The 18,953-nt window shown below is 68.4% G+C and carries 20 protein-coding genes and 2 pseudogenes; 10 read left to right on the top strand and 12 right to left on the bottom strand.

The window, feature by feature from the left end; genetic code table 11:
* Positions 1-12: 12 nt before the first annotated feature.
* The gene (locus NS2_RS30310; protein ID WP_370737327.1) at positions 13-1,413 is read right to left on the bottom strand and encodes a DoxX family protein; all 1,401 of its coding nucleotides are present in this window, start codon (positions 1,411-1,413) and stop codon (positions 13-15) included.
* Positions 1,414-1,559: 146 nt separating this feature from the next.
* Between NS2_RS30310 and NS2_RS30305 the strand changes: the two genes are divergently transcribed.
* Complete coding sequence (locus NS2_RS30305; protein WP_033090748.1) at positions 1,560-2,405, top strand: 3-hydroxybutyryl-CoA dehydrogenase; 846 nt, start codon at positions 1,560-1,562, stop codon at positions 2,403-2,405.
* Positions 2,406-2,530: 125 nt separating this feature from the next.
* A complete protein-coding gene (locus NS2_RS30300; protein ID WP_033090747.1) occupies positions 2,531-2,764 on the top strand; it encodes a hypothetical protein in 234 nt (77 codons plus the stop codon).
* On the opposite strand, the gene NS2_RS30295 is transcribed toward NS2_RS30300, so the two are convergent.
* Positions 2,765-3,226 (bottom strand): LysR substrate-binding domain-containing protein, encoded by a 462-nt coding sequence (locus NS2_RS30295; RefSeq protein WP_081986294.1) that lies wholly within the window; start codon positions 3,224-3,226, stop codon positions 2,765-2,767.
* On the opposite strand from NS2_RS30295, the pseudogene NS2_RS30290 reads away from it, so the two are divergent.
* Both NS2_RS30290 and NS2_RS30285 read left to right on the top strand, forming a co-directional pair.
* A pseudogene (locus NS2_RS30290) lies at positions 3,167-3,640 on the top strand (isocitrate/isopropylmalate family dehydrogenase); the annotation flags it as partial. The gene NS2_RS30295 and the pseudogene NS2_RS30290 sit on opposite strands and share 60 nt — an antisense overlap.
* Before the next feature lie 6 nt (positions 3,641-3,646).
* Positions 3,647-4,297 (top strand): 2-hydroxycarboxylate transporter family protein, encoded by a 651-nt coding sequence (locus NS2_RS30285; protein WP_081986293.1) that lies wholly within the window; start codon positions 3,647-3,649, stop codon positions 4,295-4,297.
* 982 nt (positions 4,298-5,279) lie between these two features.
* Here NS2_RS30285 and NS2_RS30280 read toward each other — a convergent pair.
* Complete coding sequence (locus NS2_RS30280) at positions 5,280-6,347, bottom strand: ATP-grasp domain-containing protein (RefSeq protein ID WP_033090746.1); 1,068 nt, start codon at positions 6,345-6,347, stop codon at positions 5,280-5,282.
* A gap of 65 nt (positions 6,348-6,412) precedes the next feature.
* Positions 6,413-6,568: a hypothetical protein gene (locus NS2_RS36420; protein WP_162836618.1), complete on the bottom strand. Its 156-nt coding sequence runs from the start codon at positions 6,566-6,568 to the stop codon at positions 6,413-6,415.
* Between the two features lie 195 nt (positions 6,569-6,763).
* On the opposite strand from NS2_RS36420, the gene NS2_RS30275 reads away from it, so the two are divergent.
* Both NS2_RS30275 and NS2_RS30270 read left to right on the top strand, forming a co-directional pair.
* On the top strand, positions 6,764-7,357 hold the full coding sequence (locus tag NS2_RS30275; protein ID WP_081986292.1) for a hypothetical protein: 594 nt from the start codon (positions 6,764-6,766) through the stop codon (positions 7,355-7,357).
* A 120-nt stretch (positions 7,358-7,477) separates the two neighbouring features.
* The gene (locus tag NS2_RS30270) at positions 7,478-7,906 is read left to right on the top strand and encodes a hypothetical protein (protein WP_045439663.1); all 429 of its coding nucleotides are present in this window, start codon (positions 7,478-7,480) and stop codon (positions 7,904-7,906) included.
* Here the strand turns inward: NS2_RS30270 and NS2_RS30265 are convergent.
* The 7 genes from NS2_RS30265 to NS2_RS30235 all read right to left on the bottom strand — a co-directional run bounded on the left by NS2_RS30265 (position 7,869) and on the right by NS2_RS30235 (position 15,397).
* Positions 7,869-8,675 (bottom strand): ABC transporter permease, encoded by an 807-nt coding sequence (locus NS2_RS30265; protein WP_220703212.1) that lies wholly within the window; start codon positions 8,673-8,675, stop codon positions 7,869-7,871. The two genes, NS2_RS30270 and NS2_RS30265, sit on opposite strands and share 38 nt — an antisense overlap.
* Before the next feature lies 1 nt (position 8,676).
* On the bottom strand, positions 8,677-9,558 hold the full coding sequence (locus tag NS2_RS30260) for an ABC transporter permease (RefSeq protein WP_235264019.1): 882 nt from the start codon (positions 9,556-9,558) through the stop codon (positions 8,677-8,679).
* 10 nt (positions 9,559-9,568) lie between these two features.
* Entirely contained in the window at positions 9,569-10,648 is a 1,080-nt protein-coding gene (locus NS2_RS30255) for an ABC transporter ATP-binding protein (protein ID WP_045439661.1), read from the bottom strand.
* Positions 10,648-11,862 carry an ABC transporter substrate-binding protein gene (locus NS2_RS30250; RefSeq protein WP_045439659.1) on the bottom strand — a complete coding sequence of 405 codons (1,215 nt, stop codon included), beginning with the start codon at positions 11,860-11,862 and terminating at the stop codon, positions 10,648-10,650. The genes NS2_RS30255 and NS2_RS30250 overlap by 1 nt, the downstream gene beginning before the upstream one ends.
* A gap of 239 nt (positions 11,863-12,101) precedes the next feature.
* Positions 12,102-13,580, bottom strand: coding sequence for a gamma-aminobutyraldehyde dehydrogenase (locus NS2_RS30245; RefSeq protein WP_147207375.1), 1,479 nt, complete (start codon positions 13,578-13,580; stop codon positions 12,102-12,104).
* A 278-nt stretch (positions 13,581-13,858) separates the two neighbouring features.
* Complete coding sequence (locus NS2_RS30240) at positions 13,859-14,857, bottom strand: ParB/Srx family N-terminal domain-containing protein (protein WP_033090750.1); 999 nt, start codon at positions 14,855-14,857, stop codon at positions 13,859-13,861.
* Between the two features lie 48 nt (positions 14,858-14,905).
* Positions 14,906-15,397 (bottom strand): hypothetical protein, encoded by a 492-nt coding sequence (locus NS2_RS30235; protein ID WP_143837599.1) that lies wholly within the window; start codon positions 15,395-15,397, stop codon positions 14,906-14,908.
* 58 nt (positions 15,398-15,455) lie between these two features.
* On the opposite strand from NS2_RS30235, the gene NS2_RS30230 reads away from it, so the two are divergent.
* Positions 15,456-16,673 (top strand): saccharopine dehydrogenase family protein, encoded by a 1,218-nt coding sequence (locus NS2_RS30230; protein ID WP_147207374.1) that lies wholly within the window; start codon positions 15,456-15,458, stop codon positions 16,671-16,673.
* 16 nt (positions 16,674-16,689) lie between these two features.
* Positions 16,690-16,917 carry a hypothetical protein gene (locus NS2_RS30225; RefSeq protein ID WP_106852470.1) on the top strand — a complete coding sequence of 76 codons (228 nt, stop codon included), beginning with the start codon at positions 16,690-16,692 and terminating at the stop codon, positions 16,915-16,917.
* Between the two features lie 114 nt (positions 16,918-17,031).
* Here NS2_RS30225 and NS2_RS30220 read toward each other — a convergent pair whose 3' ends face one another.
* A complete protein-coding gene (locus NS2_RS30220; RefSeq protein WP_158544073.1) occupies positions 17,032-17,658 on the bottom strand; it encodes a GNAT family N-acetyltransferase in 627 nt (208 codons plus the stop codon).
* A 343-nt stretch (positions 17,659-18,001) separates the two neighbouring features.
* On the opposite strand from NS2_RS30220, the gene NS2_RS30215 reads away from it, so the two are divergent.
* Together NS2_RS30215 and NS2_RS36975 are read left to right on the top strand one after the other, a co-directional pair.
* Positions 18,002-18,307 (top strand): hypothetical protein, encoded by a 306-nt coding sequence (locus NS2_RS30215; RefSeq protein WP_033090740.1) that lies wholly within the window; start codon positions 18,002-18,004, stop codon positions 18,305-18,307.
* A 531-nt stretch (positions 18,308-18,838) separates the two neighbouring features.
* Positions 18,839-18,953: pseudogene (locus NS2_RS36975) on the top strand (reverse transcriptase domain-containing protein); the annotation flags it as partial.

Genomic DNA, 18,953 nt, shown 5'->3' with positions numbered 1-18,953 from the left:
ACCGTTGCAGTACTAGCGGTTGTAGGGCTGCTCCTGCACCCAGCTGAAGCCGCGTTCCAGCAGCGGGAACGACTTCGGGTCGAGCTGCTTGAAGTAGGCGTGGATGCGGTGCCCGGCATAGTCGTCGGCGTCGATGACCAGCAGGCCCGGACCCGGCCACCAGTAGGTCAGGCGCACCCGGACCGGGGTTTCGGCGTAGGTGCCCAGGGCGATCCGGTGATGCAGGTCGATGATGTGGCGCGCGGGATCGATGGTGCCGCCGTAGATTTCGAAGGAGTCGTCCATGTGCTGGATGGTGAGCGCCACCGGATCCGAAACGTGGAAGGGGCGGTCGACAACGACTCGCCGCCACCGCAATCCGTCGGTGAGCAGGGGATCGCGGGCATAGCCCTCCGAGGAGAAGTGGTCGATCTCGTAGATGCCGTACAGCTCGGGGGTGGGGTGATCCCACTGCCGCCAGTTCTGCGCACCGGTCACGGCCAGCAGGATCAGCCCCACCGCCAGTTGGGCGATCAGCGCGATCCGGTTGGCGCGGGCGGAGGCGAACAGCGGGATCCGCCGCAGCGCGGGTGCGGCGCGGTCGGAGAACAGCACCGCGGCCAGCCGACGCGCCTGCGGGGCGAGCAGGACCAGGCTCAGCAGCAGGAACTGGGACGACACCGTTTTCAGGCGGATGTCGTAGGTCATATTGAGCAGCAGCACCTGCGCCATGTCCACCGCGCACAGCAGCGCCCCGGCCGTGGCGGCGCGCGGTATCACCAGCAGCACCCCGGCCAGCAATTCCGCCGCGCCCAAGGCGATCTCGTAGGCGGGTGACACGCTGACCTGCGACCACAGCACACCCTCGGGGCTGAAATTGCCGTAGGGCTCGACCAATCGGTTCAGCACGAACGGCATCTGCGTCGGAATCGCCTTGGCCATACCGAAATAGAACATCGAGATGGCGAGCACGAACCGCCAGTAGAGCTGCGTCCAGGCGAAGAGCCGGGTGTAGCCGCGCCGCCGCCGGTCCAGCACCGACCACCCCGCGGTGCCCAGCAGCGCGATCACCGCCAGCAGGAACAGCGCCGTCCACTGGAACGCGCTGTCGCTCCCCACCTGCGTGCTGGTCACCCGCAGCCCCAGCACCTGGGTCGCCGTCCACGCGATCGGCGGGCGCAGGAGCCCCAATCCGCCGTGCACCCAGGCCCAGCCCGACTCGATGCCCAGCCCCGCCAACAGGATCGGCACCAGCCCGAGCACGCCGACCAGCCCGAACAGGCCGAAATAGCAAACGCCGAAACGGAATCCGAGCCGGGTCGGCGATCGCCACTCCCCCGCCGCGGCGGTCGGCGGTGCGGCCGGGACCGGATCACCGGCCGTATCGACTGTGGCGTCCGTCTCATCCGCCTCGAGCACATCGGTTTCCGCCACCCGTTCCACCCCACCTCGTCCGCGCTTTTCGCCGAACGTAGGCGCGGCCGCTTAACGAGGACCGGGTGCTGCGCTAAAGCCGGACGCGGCAGCCCGGTAATGTGCCCGACCGGACAAAACGGCTGGAGAGCAAGGGAGAAATCGAAGTGGAACGCATCGGCGTGATCGGCGGCGGCACCATGGGTGCCGGTATTGCCGAGGTGGCTGCCCGCGCGGGCGGGTCGGTCCTGGTTCTCGAGCGCGATACCGAGGCCGCCGACGCCGCCGTCGCGCGCATCGAGAAGTCCCTGGCCCGCGCGGTGAAGTCCGGCCGTGTCGAGCAGGCCGACGCCGACGCCGCCCGCGCCCGCATCACCCTGACCACCTCGATCGAGGATTTCGCCGACCGCGAGCTGGTCATCGAGGCGGCCCCGGAGATCGAGTCGCTCAAGGCCGACTTCTTCACCAAGCTCGACGCCATCGTGTCCCCCGACACCATTCTGGCCACCAACACCTCCTCGATCCCGGTCATCCGGCTGGCCAATGCCACCGCCGACCCGAGCCGCGTGGTCGGCATCCACTTCTTCAACCCGGTGCCGGTGCTGCCGCTGGTCGAGATCGTGGTCACCCTCAAGACCGACCGCAAGGTCGTCGACAAGGTCACCGCCTACGCCCGCGACGTGCTGGGCAAGCGCACCATCGAGTCGAAGGATCAGGCGGGCTTCATCGTGAACGCCCTGCTGATCCCCTACCTGTGCAATGCGATCCGCATGTTCGAGACCGGTTTCGCCAGCGCCGAGGACATCGACGAGGGCATGGTCAGCGGCTGCGCGCACCCGATGGGCCCGCTGCGCCTGACCGACACCGTCGGCCTGGACGTCACCCTGGCGGTCGCCGAGTCGCTCTACGCCGAGTTCGGCGAGCCGCAGTACGCGCCGCCGGTGCTGCTGCGCCGCATGGTCGATGGCGGTTACCTGGGCCGCAAGACCGGGCGGGGCTTCTACACCTACTGATCCGGGATCAGTCCGCGTCGGGCCGCCGAGATCGTTCGGCGGCCCGACTCCGTTCTGCCGCAAACCCGGGGTTATCTTGGGATGGGTATCGACCGATCGGATCGACTCGACAAGAGGAGATATCCGTGTGGTTCGAACGCCCCCTCACCGCCCTGGTCGCGGCCGGTTTCGCCGTGACGCTCTGCACCGCCGGAGTGGCTGCCGCCGACCCGTACGACCCCGGCACCAATGCCCCGGACTGCCCCTACCCCGACGTGAACAATCCGGCCTGCACCAACTTCCCGGACGATCACAACAACGAGGGTGACTTCGACAACCACCACGACGACACTCACCATGACGGTGGTGACCGCCGCTGATCACTCCCCGCTGATGCGCGACCGCAGCCCCGCTCGAAGATGCTCGAGCAGCGCCCGGGTGCGGCGCGGCAGGGCCGGACCCGCCGCGTAGGCGGCGCAGATATCGGCGGCGGGCGTCGAGAGGTCGGGCATGACCTGGGTCAGGGTGCCGTCGGCCAGCAAGGGCGCGACCTGCCACAGCGACCGCATGGTCAACCCGCGGCTCTCGAGGCACCAGCGGGTGATGACGTCGCCGTCATTACTGACCAGGTCGCCCGCTACCCGGGTCGCGAATTCGCTGCCGTCCGGATCGACGAATCGCCATAGGGCGTAGTCGCTTTCGTTCTCGCGCAGCACGATGCAGTTGTGGTCGGCCAGATCACCGGGGTGAGGGTGAACCGTCGTGTGGTGCGCTGGATCAGGGACGAGCGGGTCGCGGCCATGGCCGCGAACTTCCCGGACGTGGACGTCGACAAATACCATATCGATATTCTGGCGGCGAATTTCGTGCTGCATCCGGACTGGTTCGACGCGGTGGTGGCCAGCAATCTGTTCGGCGATATCCTCAGCGATCTGGGCCCGGCGTGCACCGGGACGATCGGTATCGCGCCGAGCGGGAACATCAACCCGGAGCGCCGATTTCCCAGTCTCTTCGAGCCGGCGCACGGCTCGGCCCCCGATATCGCGGACCGCGGCATCGCCAATCCCATCGGCCAGATCTGGAGTGCGGCCATGATGCTGGACCACCTGGGCGAGCCCGCAGCGGCCGCGGCGGTGCTGGCGGCCATCGAATCGGTGCTCGCCGAGGGACCGGAGGAGTTGACGCCCGATATGGGCGGTACCGGCACCACCGAGTCGCTGGGCAAGGCCATCCGGACCGCGCTGGAAATCCGGTGAGCCGCCATGAGTTCCACGGACAAGGCCCGGCGCACGTACCCGATGCCGGTGCTCGACGGTGCCCCGCTGCTGGTCCCGGTCGTGCTGGCCGCCCTGGTGCTGGTCGCGGGCCGCTTCCGCGCGATACCCGAGAACATGATCGGCGGGCTCGGCGGGCTCACCATCACCGGCCTGTTCGTCTTCGCCCCCCTGCTGGAGAAGCTGATCCACCTGCCCGCGCCGGTGCTGGTCATCATCCTGTCGGTGCTGTGCAAACTGACCGGCATCTTCCCGCGCACAGTCGAAGCCGACGCCGGCGCGGTCTACGCCATCATCTCCAGGCACTTCATCTACCCCACCATGATCGGCCTGGGCATGGTCTACCTACCCCTGAACAATGTGGTCCGAGCCCTGTCCCCCGGCTACGTGATCGCCTGCACCGCAGTCGTTCTGGCCATGGTCGGCACCGGCTTCCTGGTCGGCCGAGCCATCGCCATGTACCCCATCGACGCGGCCCTGGTCACCGTCTGCCACAGCGGCCTCGGCGGCACCGGCGACGTGGCCATCCTCTCCGCCGCCAACCGCGTGAACCTCATGCCCTTCGCTCAGATCTCCACCCGCCTGGGCGGGGTGACCACGGTGATCACCGCCGCCTGGCTGATCCGCCTGCTCGGTTGACGGCACCGGCTCGCCGGCCCGCAATGCCGTTGCGGCACCGGCAATCATGAGCGCGACCAGCAGGATCGCGATCGCCGGCGACGCCAGGGCGGCCAGCAGGACGCCGACGGTGGCGGGTGCGGTGACGGCGGCGAGGGCGGTCGCGAGTCCCGTGGTGGCGGTGACCCGTCCGCGCAGCTCGTCGCCGGTCAGCCGCAACCACCCGACGGTGAGCAGCACTTCCCAGACCGGCCGCACGAACAGCACACCGGCATAGCCGAGAACGGCGGGAATAGGCCGCCCGGGAATGAGCAGCGCGGCGGCGAGTGCCGCCGCGCTTGCCGCCATCACCAAGGGGTTCCGGGCCCCCGCCGACGGGCTGGCCTTGAACAGGACCGGACCGAGCCGGGGATGCTCCTCGACCAGCGTCGTTCCGCCGCCCATACGAGCGATGAAACCCGCTGTGTCCAGGGGGATCTCGCCGTCGGTGAACTGGCGGACCGAACGGCGCGCGGCGAGTGCGTCCACCAGCCGGGGCCGGGGCCAGCCGTCATCGTCGGGCACGTTGCGCGCCAACGGGATACGCGGTCGGTCCGGATAGGATTTGGCCGGTTCCGGCGCGGGGACGTGCTCGGCCTTGGCTTCGAAGTACGCTTCGTCCTCCCACACGGCCGCGTATCGGGTGTCGGCGGGGGTGCGGGCGGCGAAGTGGTGGTAGCGGGCCGCCGGTCCCCACGCCTGCCATTCGGCCAGCAGGTGCCGCTCGGCGGTGTCCTCGGCGGAGTGCTCGCCGATGAGAATGCCGTTCTCCAGCAGGCGAACCGCGATGGCCCGATGCCGCTCCCCCAGCTGGTCGGCGCTGTCGAGTTCACGCCAGTGCGCGAACCAGCGCAGCACCTCCTCGCTGTCGGGGGTGAGGGCGAACTGGCGGTGGTGCACGTAGTCGTCCCAGACCAGTTTGGCGTCGTCGAAGAACAGCACCCCGCATGCCGCGACCCGGATTCTAGACACGTTCCCGCCCTTGCTGTTTCGCGAAGCGCTCGGCGACGAGATCGTGCACCGCGGCCGAGACCTCGGGCGCGCCCGCGCCGTGCTCGGCCCACATCCAGTCGCATTCGGGATTGACTTCCAGGAACACCGGGCCGTCGGCGGTGTCGAGCAGGTCGAAAGCCGCTATGTCGAGCCGGAATTCGTCACCCAGCGCCGAGAGCGCGGTGGCCAGCGGCGGCGGCACCGCCCAGCGCCGCACCCGGATCGACTCCGGTTCGGTCCAGATCGCCTCCGGGCTCGGCCGGGTGACCCGGTAACCGATCAGCCGCTGCCCCACCAGGTAGATGCGCAATTCGGCGGCGGCGGTGAGGAATTCCTGCACGATCACCGGCGCCGGCTCCACGGCGCACTCGGCGGACAGTTCGGCGCGGGTCACCCGGCGCGGGAAGATCCCGCGCAACCGTCCGGGCTCGGGTTCGACGGCGTGCGCGCCGAGGCTCTTGACGATCAGGTCCGCGCGGCCCGGAATCAGCGCGGCCGCGTCGGCCGTCCGGGTGCCCACCGCCGTGGCGGGCGTGCGCAGGCCCGCCCGGCGCGCGGCGTCCAGCTGGGCGAGCCGGTCGGGCCGTCCCGGCTCGGCGGCGGCATTGATTCGATGGGTCCGGCTGCCGCACAGCATCATTGCCCAGGCCGCCCACTGTTCCCGGCCGTAGTGCGCCAGTTCGCCCACCGGCAGCGCCACCGCCTCCATCGCGAAGTATCTCCGCCAGAACACGATCGGGTGGAAGGCCCGCGAATCCCAGTGCAAGGTCCCGGTTTCGAGATCCCACCGGCAGTCGATGCCCGCGCAACGATCGCTGTCCATCCGGACCATGGGTATTCCCTTCGCCGCCAGCGACAGCGACAGCCGGTCCAGCTCCCGGTCGGCGGCCCGGCTCAGGACCGTGACGCAGGGCGCGGATCCGTCCGGCTCGCGGGCACTCGGGTGCCCCACGCGGAACTGGAAGTCCAGCGACGATCGCCGTGCCCGCACGCGGAATGGGCTGGCGCGCAGCAGTAATGGCAACCGGGCTTCATTCATGGTGATCCTCCCGGGTGGGAGCGCCGGCTTGCGGGGCGCTCCCACCCGTTCACTCGGTCACGTCATCAGCCGCCGTGGCAGCCCTTGCAGACCAGTTGCGTGTCATCGACATACGCGCTGGCGTACGCGATGAACGTCGCATCCTCGACCTCCGTCCAGGAACGAAGCGTCGCGTCGTCGGCTGCCGTCAGCAGCGACTGTGCCATCTGTTCGATACTCATGCTGATTCCACCTCCTCTCCGCTCATGGAAACGGGATTCGGCGCATCGTGGTTCTACGCTGCCCGCATCGTCACTCTTCTGTCATAACCTCCCGGTTGGTTCCGTAATCGACTGAACGGCAATGTCTTTCGATCACGAACCGTTCCGGTGCCGCATTCGTGAGTCCGATGGAACCCGCCCGGGAAGCGATGGCCCATGACATCCAGACCAGATTTCCGATCCCCCACCGCGCTCGTGATCGCGGCGGCGGCCGCGGCATCGATCCTCGCCGGTGCGACCGCCGCCGCCCGCACCCACCACCCGCCCGCACCCGGTCGCACCCTCTGGCCCGCCCCCGCGCACCCGGCCGCCGCGGTCCGCGCCTCCGGCCTGCCCATGCTCACCGGCGACGACATGGGCCTGCATATCCACGCCCACCTCGACGTCCTCGTCAACGGCCGCCCGGTGGCCGTTCCCGCCGACGTCGGCGTCGACCTGCGCGCCGACACCATGAGCCCCCTGCATACCCACGACGACACCGGCGTCCTGCACGTCGAGGCCCCTGCCCAGGGCGAATTCACCCTGGGCGAGTTCCTCACCGAATGGTCGGTCCCCCTCTCCGCGGACCGCCTCGGCAACCTCCACACCGGCGACGGCGCAACACTGCGCGCCTACGTCAACGGCATCCGGCAACCCGGCGACCCCGCCGCCATCGTCCTGCACGCCCACGACGAAATAGCTCTCCTCTACGACACTTCGGCCCCGTCCGCCATCCCCCCGGACCGCTACCTCTTCGACCCCGGCGAGTAGCCGCCCGCTTTGACGGGCACGGTAGTTAGGTGCCATATTAGATTCACAGTGACAATGGACAGACGGTGATACCCGCAGCACGGCGTATCGCCATGACCATATAGTTAGGCACCTAATCATATGAGCACAACGATCACCCCACAGCGATTCGTGCTGTGGCGGGAAGTCCTCGTCGCCTACCTGGCCCCCGCGGTGAGCGCCGGGCTGGGCGGATTGCTCACCGGGCGCACCGAATTGGTGTGGGCCGCGCTCACCTCGATCGGCGGCACGTCCGCCATCGTCGCCCTCCTGCTGGGCAGCTGGCTCCGATCGCGAGCCGACCGGTGGCCCCGGCTACGGCGGCTGCCGCCACCCGCGCTCGCGGCGGGCTTCGGTCTCGCCGCGGCCGCGCTCGGGGAACTGCTCGCTCAATTGCTCTGCCGCGCAGCGGGGTTCCCCGACCGCCTTCGCATCGATGTCCCGATCGCCGCCGCCGTGGCCGCGGCGATCATCGTGTGGCGCTGGCGTGCGCTCACACCGCGGCACGCCGGCGCAGCCGCCCGGCCATGACGACCACCAGCGAGATCAGGAAGGTGGCACTGGCGACCGCGTTCACCTGCGGCGGAATCCCTCTCAGGTTGATGCCCCAGATGTACATCGGGAAGGTCTCGGAGGTCCCCGCCGTGAAGTTGGTGACCACGAAATCGTCGAAGGACAACGAGAATGCGAGCAGCGCGGCGGCGATGATCCCCGGCCACACCAGCGGCAGCACCACCGATCGGAACGCCTGGAACGGGGTGGCGTAGAGGTCCATCGCCGCCTCCTGGAGCCGCGGGTCGAGCCCGGCCAGGCGCGCTTTGACGGTCACCACGACGAACGACAGACAGAACATGACGTGCGCTATGAGAATCGCCCAGAACCCCAGGGGGATACCGAATCCCAGGAACAGCGTCAGCAGCGAGGAGCCCATCACGATCTCGGGCGTGGCCATGGGCAGGAACAGCAGACCCTGCACCGCCGAGCGCCCGCGGAACCGGTAGCGGGCCAGCGCGAACGCCATCCCGGTGCCCAGCGCCGTGGACACGATCGCGGCGAGCGCCCCGATGACCAGGCTCATGATCAGCGCGTCGCGCAGCCCGGCCGGGGCGAACATGTCGGTCCAGTTGTGCCAGGTGAAGTGGAATTCGCGCAGATCCAGCACATAGGTGGTGTTGCGGCTGCCGGGCTGGTTGAACGACAGCAGCAGCACCACCGCGATGGGCGCGAGCATGTAGGCCCGAATCAGCAAGCCCAGCAACAGGACCCAGTTGCGGCGCAGGGCACTCAGCACTCGTTTCACCTCACACCACCTCATCGGTATCGGTCCGGCGCAGATACAGCAGCACCAGCACCAGGATCGCGACCATCAGCATCACCGACAGCGCCGACCCGACCGGCAGATCCTTGACCACCAGCAGCCGCGACTGAATGACGTTGCCGATCATGGTCGTATTGGTGTTGCCGAGCAGCTGCGCGTTCACGTAGTCACCGGTCGCGGGCACGAAGGTCAGCAGCGTGCCCGCCACGATGCCGGGCAGCGTCAGCGGCAGGGTCACCCGCCGGAACGTCTGCACCGGCCCGTGCGCCAGATCCGCGGACGCCTCCAGCAGCCGCGGATCGAGTTTGTCCAGGCTGGTGAACAGCGGCAGCACCATGAACGGCAGGAAGTTGTACACCAGCCCGGCGATCACCGCGACCGGTGTCGCCAGCAGCCGCCCGTCCGCGCCGAGCAGGTGAATCGCCTCGAGCAGCCGCACCAATTCACCGCTGTCGGCCAGGATCGCCTTCCACGCGAAGGTGCGCACCAGGAAGCTGGTGAAGAACGGCGCGATCACCGCCACCAGCATGAGGTTCTTCCACCGCCCGCCCTTCATTGCGATGGCGTAGGCGAGCGGATACCCCAGCAGCACGCACAGCGCGGTGCAGATCAGCGAATACACCAGCGAGCGAATGATCTGCGGGTGATACAGCTGCCAGGCGTAGCCGAAGTTGTCCAGCGACAGCGTCTGCGTGTACCCGCTCTCGATGGATCCGCCGCGGTCGTACATGGCCGCCGCCGCCAGCTGCACCACCGGAATCGCGAAGAGCACCAGCAGGCACAGCACGCCCGGCGCGAGCAGCAGATACGGTGTGCGACCGGACTTCCGGCCCGGTTCGGTCAGCGGCGCCACGGCCGTCGTCACCACCGCCATATCACGCCCGTTCCAGGAGAAACGCGTGCTCGGGATCCCAGTGCGCCAGCACCTGCGCACCCGGCTGGATCGGCGCGCCCACATTCGGCACGTGCGCGCACAGCTCCTGCCCCCAGGACGTCTGCACCAGATACTGGATCGAGACGCCGAGGAAGATGCTGTCGGTGACGACACCGTTGAGCCCGGATCGGCCGGCCGGAACGTCATCCGGATCCATTGCGAGCCCGAGCTTTTCGGGACGGATGCCGAGCACCGCATCCCCGCTGGTGACCCGGCACCGTTCCGCCGGAATCGCCAGCCGATGCCCGTGCGCCTCCACGGTCACGGTGTCACCGCCGCCGGTCACACTGCCCTCGACGAGATTGGACTGCCCCAGGAAGTTGGCCACGAACGCCGTGGCCGGGAAGTTGTAGATCTCGCGCGGAGCGCCGAATTGCTCCAGCTCGCCCCCGTTCATGACGGCCACGGTGTCGGCCATGCTCATGGCCTCCTCCTGGTCATGGGTGATGTGCACGAAGGTGATGCCCACCTCGGTCTGCAACCGCTTGAGCTCGAGCTGCATCTGCCGGCGCAGCTTCAGATCCAGTGCGCCCAAAGGCTCGTCGAGCAGCAGCACCTCGGGATGGTTCACCAGCGCGCGGGCCAGCGCGACCCGCTGCTGCTGCCCGCCGGACAGCTGGGCGGGTTTGCGGGTGCCGAATCCGTCCAGCTGCACCAGTTTCAGCATCTGCTCGCTCTGCTGGCGGGCGGCCGTCTTGCCGATCCCCTTGCGCCGCAGGCCGTAGGCGACGTTCTCCGCCACGCTCAGATGCGGGAACAGCGCATAGCTCTGGAACACGGTGTTGATCGGCCGCCGATACGGCCGCAGATGCGTGATATCGCTGTCGCCCAGCATGATTCGCCCGCTGGTCGGCTCGTCGAGCCCGGCGATCATGCGCAGCGTGGTGGTCTTGCCGCAGCCCGACGCGCCGAGCACCGCGAAGAACGACCCGTCGGGAATGGTCAGGCTCAGCTCGCGGACCGCGGTGAAATCGCCGAAGCTCTTGGTCACGCCCTCGAGGCGGAGGTCCCGGGTGCTCATCACGCCCCCGTCAGCGCCTGGAACTTGGCCTGGTAGTCCTTGTCCTTGGCCTCGCTCAGCGACATGAAGATCTGCATCTTCTTCTGCTCCTCGACCGAGGGGAAGATGAGCGGATTCTGCGCCAGTTCCGGATTGAACTTGGCCATCTCCTCCTGCGCGCCCGCCACCGGGCACACGTAGTTCACGAACGCCGCCAGCCGGGCCGCGACCGCCGGGTTGTAGTAGAAGTCCAGCAGCGCCATGGCATTGGCGGCGTGCGGGGAGGTCACCGGGATCATGGCATTGTCCGAGTAGAGCATCGCGCCCTCGGCCGGCATCACGAACTTGATCTTCGGGTCCTGCGCGGCCAGCTGGATGACGTCACCCGACCAGGCCATACAGGCGGCGATGTCGCCCTTGGCCAGATCCTGGACGTACTCGTTGCCGGTGAACTTGCGCACGTGCCCGGACTGCACGGCCTTCTGCAACTTGCCCAGCGCGGCGTCGAAGTCGTCGTCGCCGAACTTGGCGGCGCTCTTGCCCACCGCGTGCAGCATCAGGCCCATGGTGTCGGGCATCTCGGTCAGGCAGGTGACCTTGCCCTTGAGGTCGGGCCGGGTGAGCAGTTCGTCGATGCTGCGGACCTCGCCGGTCACATTGGTATTCACGCCGATGCCGACCAGCCCGGACTGCCACGGCACCAGGTGGTCGTTGGCCGGGTCGATATCGGCCCCGCGCAGCATGGGGTGCAGGTTCTTCACGAAATTCGGCATCTTCGACACGTCGAGTTTCTGCGTATAGCCCTGGCGCACAACGCGAACCGCGGTCGAGTCCGACAGCACGATGATGTCGCGGTCGATGTTCTTGCAGGCCGCCAGCTGGGCGCTGATCTTGCCCCAGAATTCGTTGTTGTCATTGATGTCGGCGACGTAGTCGACCTTGATTCCGGTCTGTTTGGTGAATTCCGCCATGGTGGGGTGGATTTCGGCATTGCCGGGGGCCTCGTCCAGATAGCCGGGCCAGTTGGAGAAGCCGAGCGTCTTCTCACTCGCCGACTGATCGGTGGGGACGGCGCACGCCGATTCGCCGTTCTTGGATGACCCCTTGGTGCCGCACGCCGCGAGCGCGCCGCCCAGCGCCAGCATTGCGCCGCCGCGCAGCAGGCCGCGGCGGGTGGGCCGGGACGCGAGCACGCCGCGCACCGCGGGTGGCAGGGAATCGGAGGAGTCGTACATGGGGGTCTCACCTTCACCAGACTGAGGCAGCAGCGCAGTTCCACTGCGATGTGTGATGAATAGTGGCACAACCGGCTACATTTCGAATGATTCCATTGAAAATTCTGCGTTACGCAACGGATTTCGTTGAATGAGACTGGGGTTGACTCCGGCTCGGCGGATCGCCGCGGGCATGGCGAAGCGGGCGGACGCGTTTAGTGCGCCCGCCCGCTTCGGGGACGGCAGGTGGTACGGCGGCGCTATTGCGCGCGGAAGATCACGTCGTGCCAGGGTTTGTGCGCGGCGGCGGTGATATCGGACATGACGTGCTTGATATTGGTGTACTCCTCGAATGCGTAGGCGGACATGTCCTTTCCGAATCCGGAGGACTTGTACCCGCCGTGCGGCATTTCGCTGATGATCGGAATGTGGTCGTTGATCCACACGCACCCGGCCTGGATTTCCCGGCCGGCCCGCTGGGTCCGGAACACATCGCGCGACCACGCCGAGGCGGCCAGCCCGTAGGCGGTGTCATTGGCCAGCGCGATGGCCTCGTCGTCGGTGTCGAAGGGCAGCGCCACCAGCACCGGTCCGAAGATCTCATGCTGCACGATCTCCGAATCCTGTGCCGCGCCGATGATCAGCGTCGGTTCGAAGTACGCGCCGCCCGCCGGGGTGCCCTCGGGAATCCGGCCGCCGCGCACGATCTTCGCGCCCGCCCGCTCGACCATGCCGATCACCTTGTCGCGATGCGCCCGCGTGATCAGCGAGCCCAGGTCGGTGTCGGGATCCTCGACCGGGCCGATGACGACGCGATCCATGAGTTCGGCCACCCGCGCGACGAATTCGTCGCACAGCGGACGCTGCACGTAGGCCCGGGTCGCGGCGGTGCAGTCCTGCCCCACATTGATCAGCGCCCCCGCCACCGCACCGCGCGCGGCGGCCTCGAGATCGGCGTCGTCGAACACCACGAACGGGGCCTTGCCGCCGAGCTCGAGATGCACCCGCTTGACCGCGCCCGCCGCGGCGGCGGCCACCGCCCGGCCGACCCGCGTGGACCCGGTGAAGGAAACCATCGCGACGTCGGGGTGCGCGACCAGCGCCTCGCCCGCGACCGGCCCGGCACCGGTGAGCACATTGATGACACCCGCCGGAACTCCCGCCTCGGTCGCGACCTCCGCGAACAGCAGCGAACTCAGCGGCGTCAGCTCGGAGGGCTTGAGCACCACCGTGTTTCCCGCCGCGACCGCGGGCAGGATTTTCCACGCCGCCATCTGCAGCGGGTAGTTCCACGGTGAGATGGAGCCGATCACCCCGAGCGGTTCCCGGCGGATGCTCGAGGTGTGGTCGGCCGAATACTCCGCCGACGCCTTGCCTTCCAGCTGGCGCGCGGCCCCCGCGAAGAACGCCGTGTTGTCGATGGTGCCCGGCACATCGAACTCGCTCGCCAGCCGAATCGGCTTGCCCGCATTGCGACTCTCGAGCGCCGCGAACTCCTCGGCGCGTTCGCCGAGCAGCCGGGCCCAGGTGTGCATGACCGCCGAGCGCTCCCCCGGCGTGGTGGCGGCCCAGCCCGGGAACGCCGCCCGCGCCGCCGCGACGGCCTCGGCCGCATCCGCCGCGGAGGCCCCCGCGCCCGCCACGATCTCGGCCCCGGTCGCCGGTTCGATGACCGACAGCGGCTCGCCCGTGCCCGCCCGCCGCTCGCCCCCGATGAATTGCAGCTTCTCCTGGGTCACTGTGCTCCCTCACTCGTTTCGCGGGACACGGGCTCGTCTGCCGGGACACTCGTTTCGAGCGACACTGCGGGCTCGGGGATCCGGCAGACTCCCCGAGCCCCGGCCACCGAGCACCGTGTCGGGACGACGTCGGCCCAGCCCTACTCTCCTATCTCACCACGCTCGAATCCCCCCGACGATCCGTACAACAATCGGGCATTCCCCAACAATTCGTCGGCCGGAACGCCGAAGGCCGCCGCAGGAGCTGTCCTGCGGCGGCCTTCGTGCGTGGTGCGGTATCAGCGTCCGTTGCGGAGGCGGTATTCCACGGCGTAGGCGACCTTGCCCGGCTTGGCGTCGGAGTAGGGCAGCGCCAGCTTGGTGAATTCGCCCTTGTCCTCGGCCTTTCCGTCGTTCCAGGCGGCCAGGACACCGAGTTCGCCCGCGGTCTTGCCGCCGGACACGACCGCGTCGGGGCCGAGCGCCACCTGCGCCTTGGAGACGGTCCGCACCGCGGCGAGGTAGGCGGCGAAGTCCGAGCGGTTCCAGCCCGCGCCGACCTTGTTCTCACGCATCCAGTCGCCCCAGTAGAACTCCTGGAACGGCAGGTCGCCGACCTTGTAGCCGATTTCGCGGGTGAAGTACATCATGCTGCGGTAGTTGTCGTCGGCGAACCCGGCCAGGCCCAGCGACTTCGGCAGCTGGTCGACGGTGATCGCCTTGCCGTCCACGTCCTGCAGCCACACCCAGCCCTTGGCCTTCATGGTGTCCCAGAACGCGGTCTCGTCGAGGGTGCTGAGGTTGTCGAGGACCTTCAGCCGCACATGCAGGTTCGCGCCGCCGTCGCCGGGGATCTCCTGGAACGAGGTCAGGGTGTGGTGGCCGTCGGTCAGGTAGGGCTTGCCGCCGGGGCCGATGACGACGGTCTTCATCGCCGCGGTGCTCTCGGCGGTCTCCTGGCCGATCGCGACCTTGCAGGTGAACGAGGAGGCATCGCTCAGGCTCGCACCGGGTTTCACGGTGGCGGCCGCGACCTGGCCGTTGGCCTCGCACCAGTCGTCGAACTTCTTGTTGATCTCGTCCTTGCCGAGGGTGTAGCGGCCCAGCTTGTAGAACACCTCGTCATAGCCGAGCGAGGGCTGGGTGGCCAGCACATCCCCGATGCGCACGTCGAGCAGTTCGCCCGCCGCGGCACAGCCGTAATTCGTTCCCGCCGACAGCGTCTGCACCGGCAGGCACGCCCCCGCGATCCCGCCGGGCGCGGCCGCGCCGACCCCGCTGGTCAGCGCCAGCACCATCCCCCGCGACCGCGGCGACCAATCCGGCGCGCACACCCGAGCCAGTCCTCATCGAAACCTCATTTCCCGCGTGACTTCGAAAGCTGCCTCACCCTTGCGGGGGACGGTGACCGGGTGAGGACCGGATGCTGTTGCGGCAGCCAACAGTTCGTTAACTATGCGCGGGTACGACACGCCCGTGCAGCGCCACAGCGAGATCGCGCCGAGCACGCCCGAGGCGAGCGTCAGGGCGAACCACAGCCACTGCCAGGTCGGCGGAATCGGAATCAGCACGGCCGTCACGAGCGGATAGCACAGCGCGCTGCGACGCAGGCGGCGCTCGTCCGCCGATTGCCTCGGGAAATCCGCGCGCGCTCGCGCACCGTACGTCACCAGCAACCGCCAGGTATGGAGGGTGAGCAGGCACGAACCCAGCAGGAACCCCAGGCCGAGCAGCTGGGTCCAGTCCGGCGTTCGCGGCACTCCCGGGTGCACGAAGGGAACGGTGACGAGCGCCAGCACCTGTGCCGATGTCGCCTCGAGCACACGGTGACGTCCCATGGGATCCATGGTATCTATCATAACAAGTACGATCGTTTTCGGTTTGATAGGAGTTGAGATGAAGGTGCTCGCCTTGGGCGGCCCGGGCGCGATGGGCGCCGTGGCCGTCCGTACCGCGGCGCGACTACCGGGGATCGACGAGATCGTGGTGGCCGACCGCGATCTCGACGCGGCGCAACGGCTGGCCGCCGAGCTGTCCGCCACGGATCCCGCGGTCTCGGCTCGGCGGGTGGACGTCGATGACGCCTCGGCCCTGCGTGATTCGATGCGGGACGCCGATGTCGTGCTCAATACCGTCGGCCCCTACTACCGCTTCGGGCTCACCGTGCTGCGCGCCGCGATCGACACCGGCACGCACTACCTCGACCTGTGCGACGACTGGGAACCGACACTGCGGATGCTCGAACTCGATTCCGCCGCACGGAAAGCGGGCGTCTGCGCCGTCGTCGGCATGGGCGCGAGTCCCGGGGTCAGCAATCTGCTCGCGGTCACCGCCGCCCGCGAGCTCGACAGCGTCGAGAACCTCTACACGGCGTGGCCGGTCGATGTCCCGGCGGGGCATTCGGAGTCCTTGGAGCTCACCGGGACCGGAGGGCAGCCGCCCGCCGCGCTGGTGCACTGGATGGAGCAGATCAGCAGCACCATCGCCGTGGTGCGCCACGGCCGGATCGCCCATGAGGCACCACTGCGGCCGGTGGCCCTGGCGCTGCCCGGCGATCGCCGCGGCACCGGCTACACCGTCGGCCACCCCGAACCGGTCACGCTGCAACGCACCCTGCTCCCCTCGGGTGAGGCGGCCAACCTCATGATCGTCACGCCGGGCACGGTGGCGTTTCTCGACGTGCTGCGCCGTGATATCGACAGCGGGAAGCTCCGCAACGAGTCGGCCGCACTGGAACTGGTGAAACCCGGTCTGCGACGCGGCATCCGCTCACTGGTCGGGGCCGGGCGGTTTCCGGGGCCCGGCACGCTGCCGCCCTTCTTCGCCGCGGTCCGCGGCAGCAAGGATGGCCGGGCTCGGGTGGTGCTGGCCCAGCTGGCGGACGCGCCGGGATTGCCCCTGTTCATCGATGACATGAGCCGCGCGACCGGAATCCCGCTGGCGCTGGGCCTGGCTCAGCTCGCCGACGGGACGGCTCGCCGCCCGGGCGTGCATCCGCCCGAATCGGTCATCGATCCGGATCGCTTCTTCCGCGACCTCCGGCCCCACCTCGGTGACACCGGCGACGATCCGGCCGTGATCGTCGAGCACCGAGCCCTCACTCCCGCACACTGACCCCAGGAGCAGAACCGTGTCCCGACATACCCGCTTCAGCACCGCCGTGGCCACCGGATTCCTGGGAGCCGCACTGATATTCGGCTCCCCCGCCGCCACCGCCGACCCCGGCGTCCGGCCCCCGAACCCGCCACAGGCACCGCACGAACACGACACCACACCACCCACTTTCAAACGCGTCCCCCGCGCCGACGGCAACGGCTGGGTGGTGTGCCGCCCGCGTGCCCGCTGCCCCCGGCACTGATTCGCGGCGGCGCGACGAGTTTCGGGCCCCGGCCGAGCTGCGACCGGCCCTGCTGTCGCATGCTCGGCTCGGGGCTGGAAGCCGAGGACCCGGTGCCGCCGGTGTCTGCCGTTTTCACGCCTCCCGCCTGTCGAATTCGTACCGGACGAAATCCCGCACAGGTTCGTAGCCGATGGCACGGTAGATCTTGTTGGAAGTCGGATTGGCGAGATCGGTGAACAGACACACGCCATCGCTGTCGGCAAGCCCCCGCTGAGACAGATGCGCGGTAAGCACACTGGCATAACCGTGGCCCCGCGCCGCCGGTGGCGTGTACACCGGCCCGATCCGCCGCCACCCGAAACTACGCGGATGCAGCCCGGCCAGCGACACCGTCTCCCCACCGTCCTCCCACAACCACAACCACCCCTCCCCGACCCGAGCCCGCACCACCTCCTCCTCCATCCCGGACCCGCCGGCTTCCGCCCCGAACGCCGCGATCCACTCCGCACACAGCGCTACATCCGATTCCGTTGCCACCCTGGCGAATCCGGCCACCGCGGGAACAACCAGCTCGCCGAGCCTGAACAGCCGAGACGAGAACTCCCCGACGACCGGTTCGCCCCGCTCCGTACTCCACCGTTCCGCGAACGCGTGTGCATCAGCCGGCGCTCCCTCGACCGCACCGGCATCGGGCACAGCCGCCGCAAACGCGTCGGCCAATCCGGCGATCGCCTCGCCCGGCACCTCCCCGAGATACACCCCACGCCCCGCATACATCCCCCCCACCCACCGCGCCTGCCCCGGTGAGCACCGACGCAAAACGCCACCGCCCCGCACCGTTCCCCCCGCCCCCGACCGCACGCTCCACAACCGTGGCAATCACCGTGTGTCGCAGCGGATCCCGGCCCAGAAATACCCCGGCCCGCTCCCGGAACGCCGCGGCCTCACTGATCATCTCAACGCGCATACCCATATCCCCAGAATGCCGAAAAGCGGCTCACCCGAGCCGGCAATGACGCGCAGGGGCGTTCCGGTCTGGGTAGGTTGGCAGCATGGCACTCTCGGGAACCACCGACCTCATCGACACCGCGGTCTCCCAGCGATGAATCAACCTCCGCCCCACCGTCCCCCACAGCCACCGGCGCGCCGCCCCGTCCGCCCGCGCCTCGGCTATCTGATCCTGGCGGTCCTCGCGCTGCCCATGGTCCTCGGCGGCGGCGCGCTCGTCCTGATCATCCTCCTGGGTTCGCACACCACCGACAGCTCCGGCACCCGCCCCCAGCCTTCCCTCTCGACGTTCAGCACACCCGCGAACCCGCCGCCGATCCCCAGCCCCCACTCCTGCTACCCCTTCCAACCGAACTGCGTGCGCTACGAGGCGCCGAATTATCCCTTGGAGGTGAAATGACTCCAAAGTGATTGTGTCGCAGCATGATCGCTGTAGCTGAGGGCAGCCCGACCCAGGAGATGCTGGGGAGGGCGGGAAGCAGCCCTGACAAAGTCGGGACGTGCCAGCACTGCCGAATGGCACGGGTCCGGTGAGCGTGGAACAGAGGTGGACGAGAGGAACCGGTGTCATAACGTCCCTCAAGGTTGGAGCCAGCTCAAATTCGGTGGATATGGGCTGGATTGCAGTGCGCATCCGACCCCTCATCACGGGTCGGAGAACTCCCCCGACGGTTGCACTACCCGCCGGGGAGGTCACGGTGAATTTCTGCGGTGTAGCCGTGACGAGACTGCTGGGACAAAGCCGGCCGCCTCCTGTTCCGAATGGATGTCGGTGAACGTAGGAACCATCCCGTCTCGCCCATCGCGGCTCGCATCCAGCGAGTGGTCGATGGGCAGGCTCATCGTCGGCTGTTGGGGCGTGGATGGGGCGGAGGGGTCGTAGTACTCCGAGCCGGGGAAAGCCCGGTACATGGGGAAGGGCCCCAGTGTCCAGGGCTATCACTGGGTGCTGGAGGCGGACATCGAGGCGTGTTTCGATCGGATCGACCATGCCGCCCTGATGGGGCGGGTCAGGAAACGGGTCGCCGACAAACGCGTCCTAGTAC

It is taken from the genome of Nocardia seriolae NBRC 15557, from assembly GCF_007990715.1.
In the GTDB taxonomy this organism is placed as follows: Bacteria; Actinomycetota; Actinomycetes; order Mycobacteriales; family Mycobacteriaceae; genus Nocardia; species Nocardia seriolae.
The sequence above is the reverse complement of the archived record's forward strand: the minus strand, read 5'-3'. Positions and strand labels throughout refer to the sequence as shown.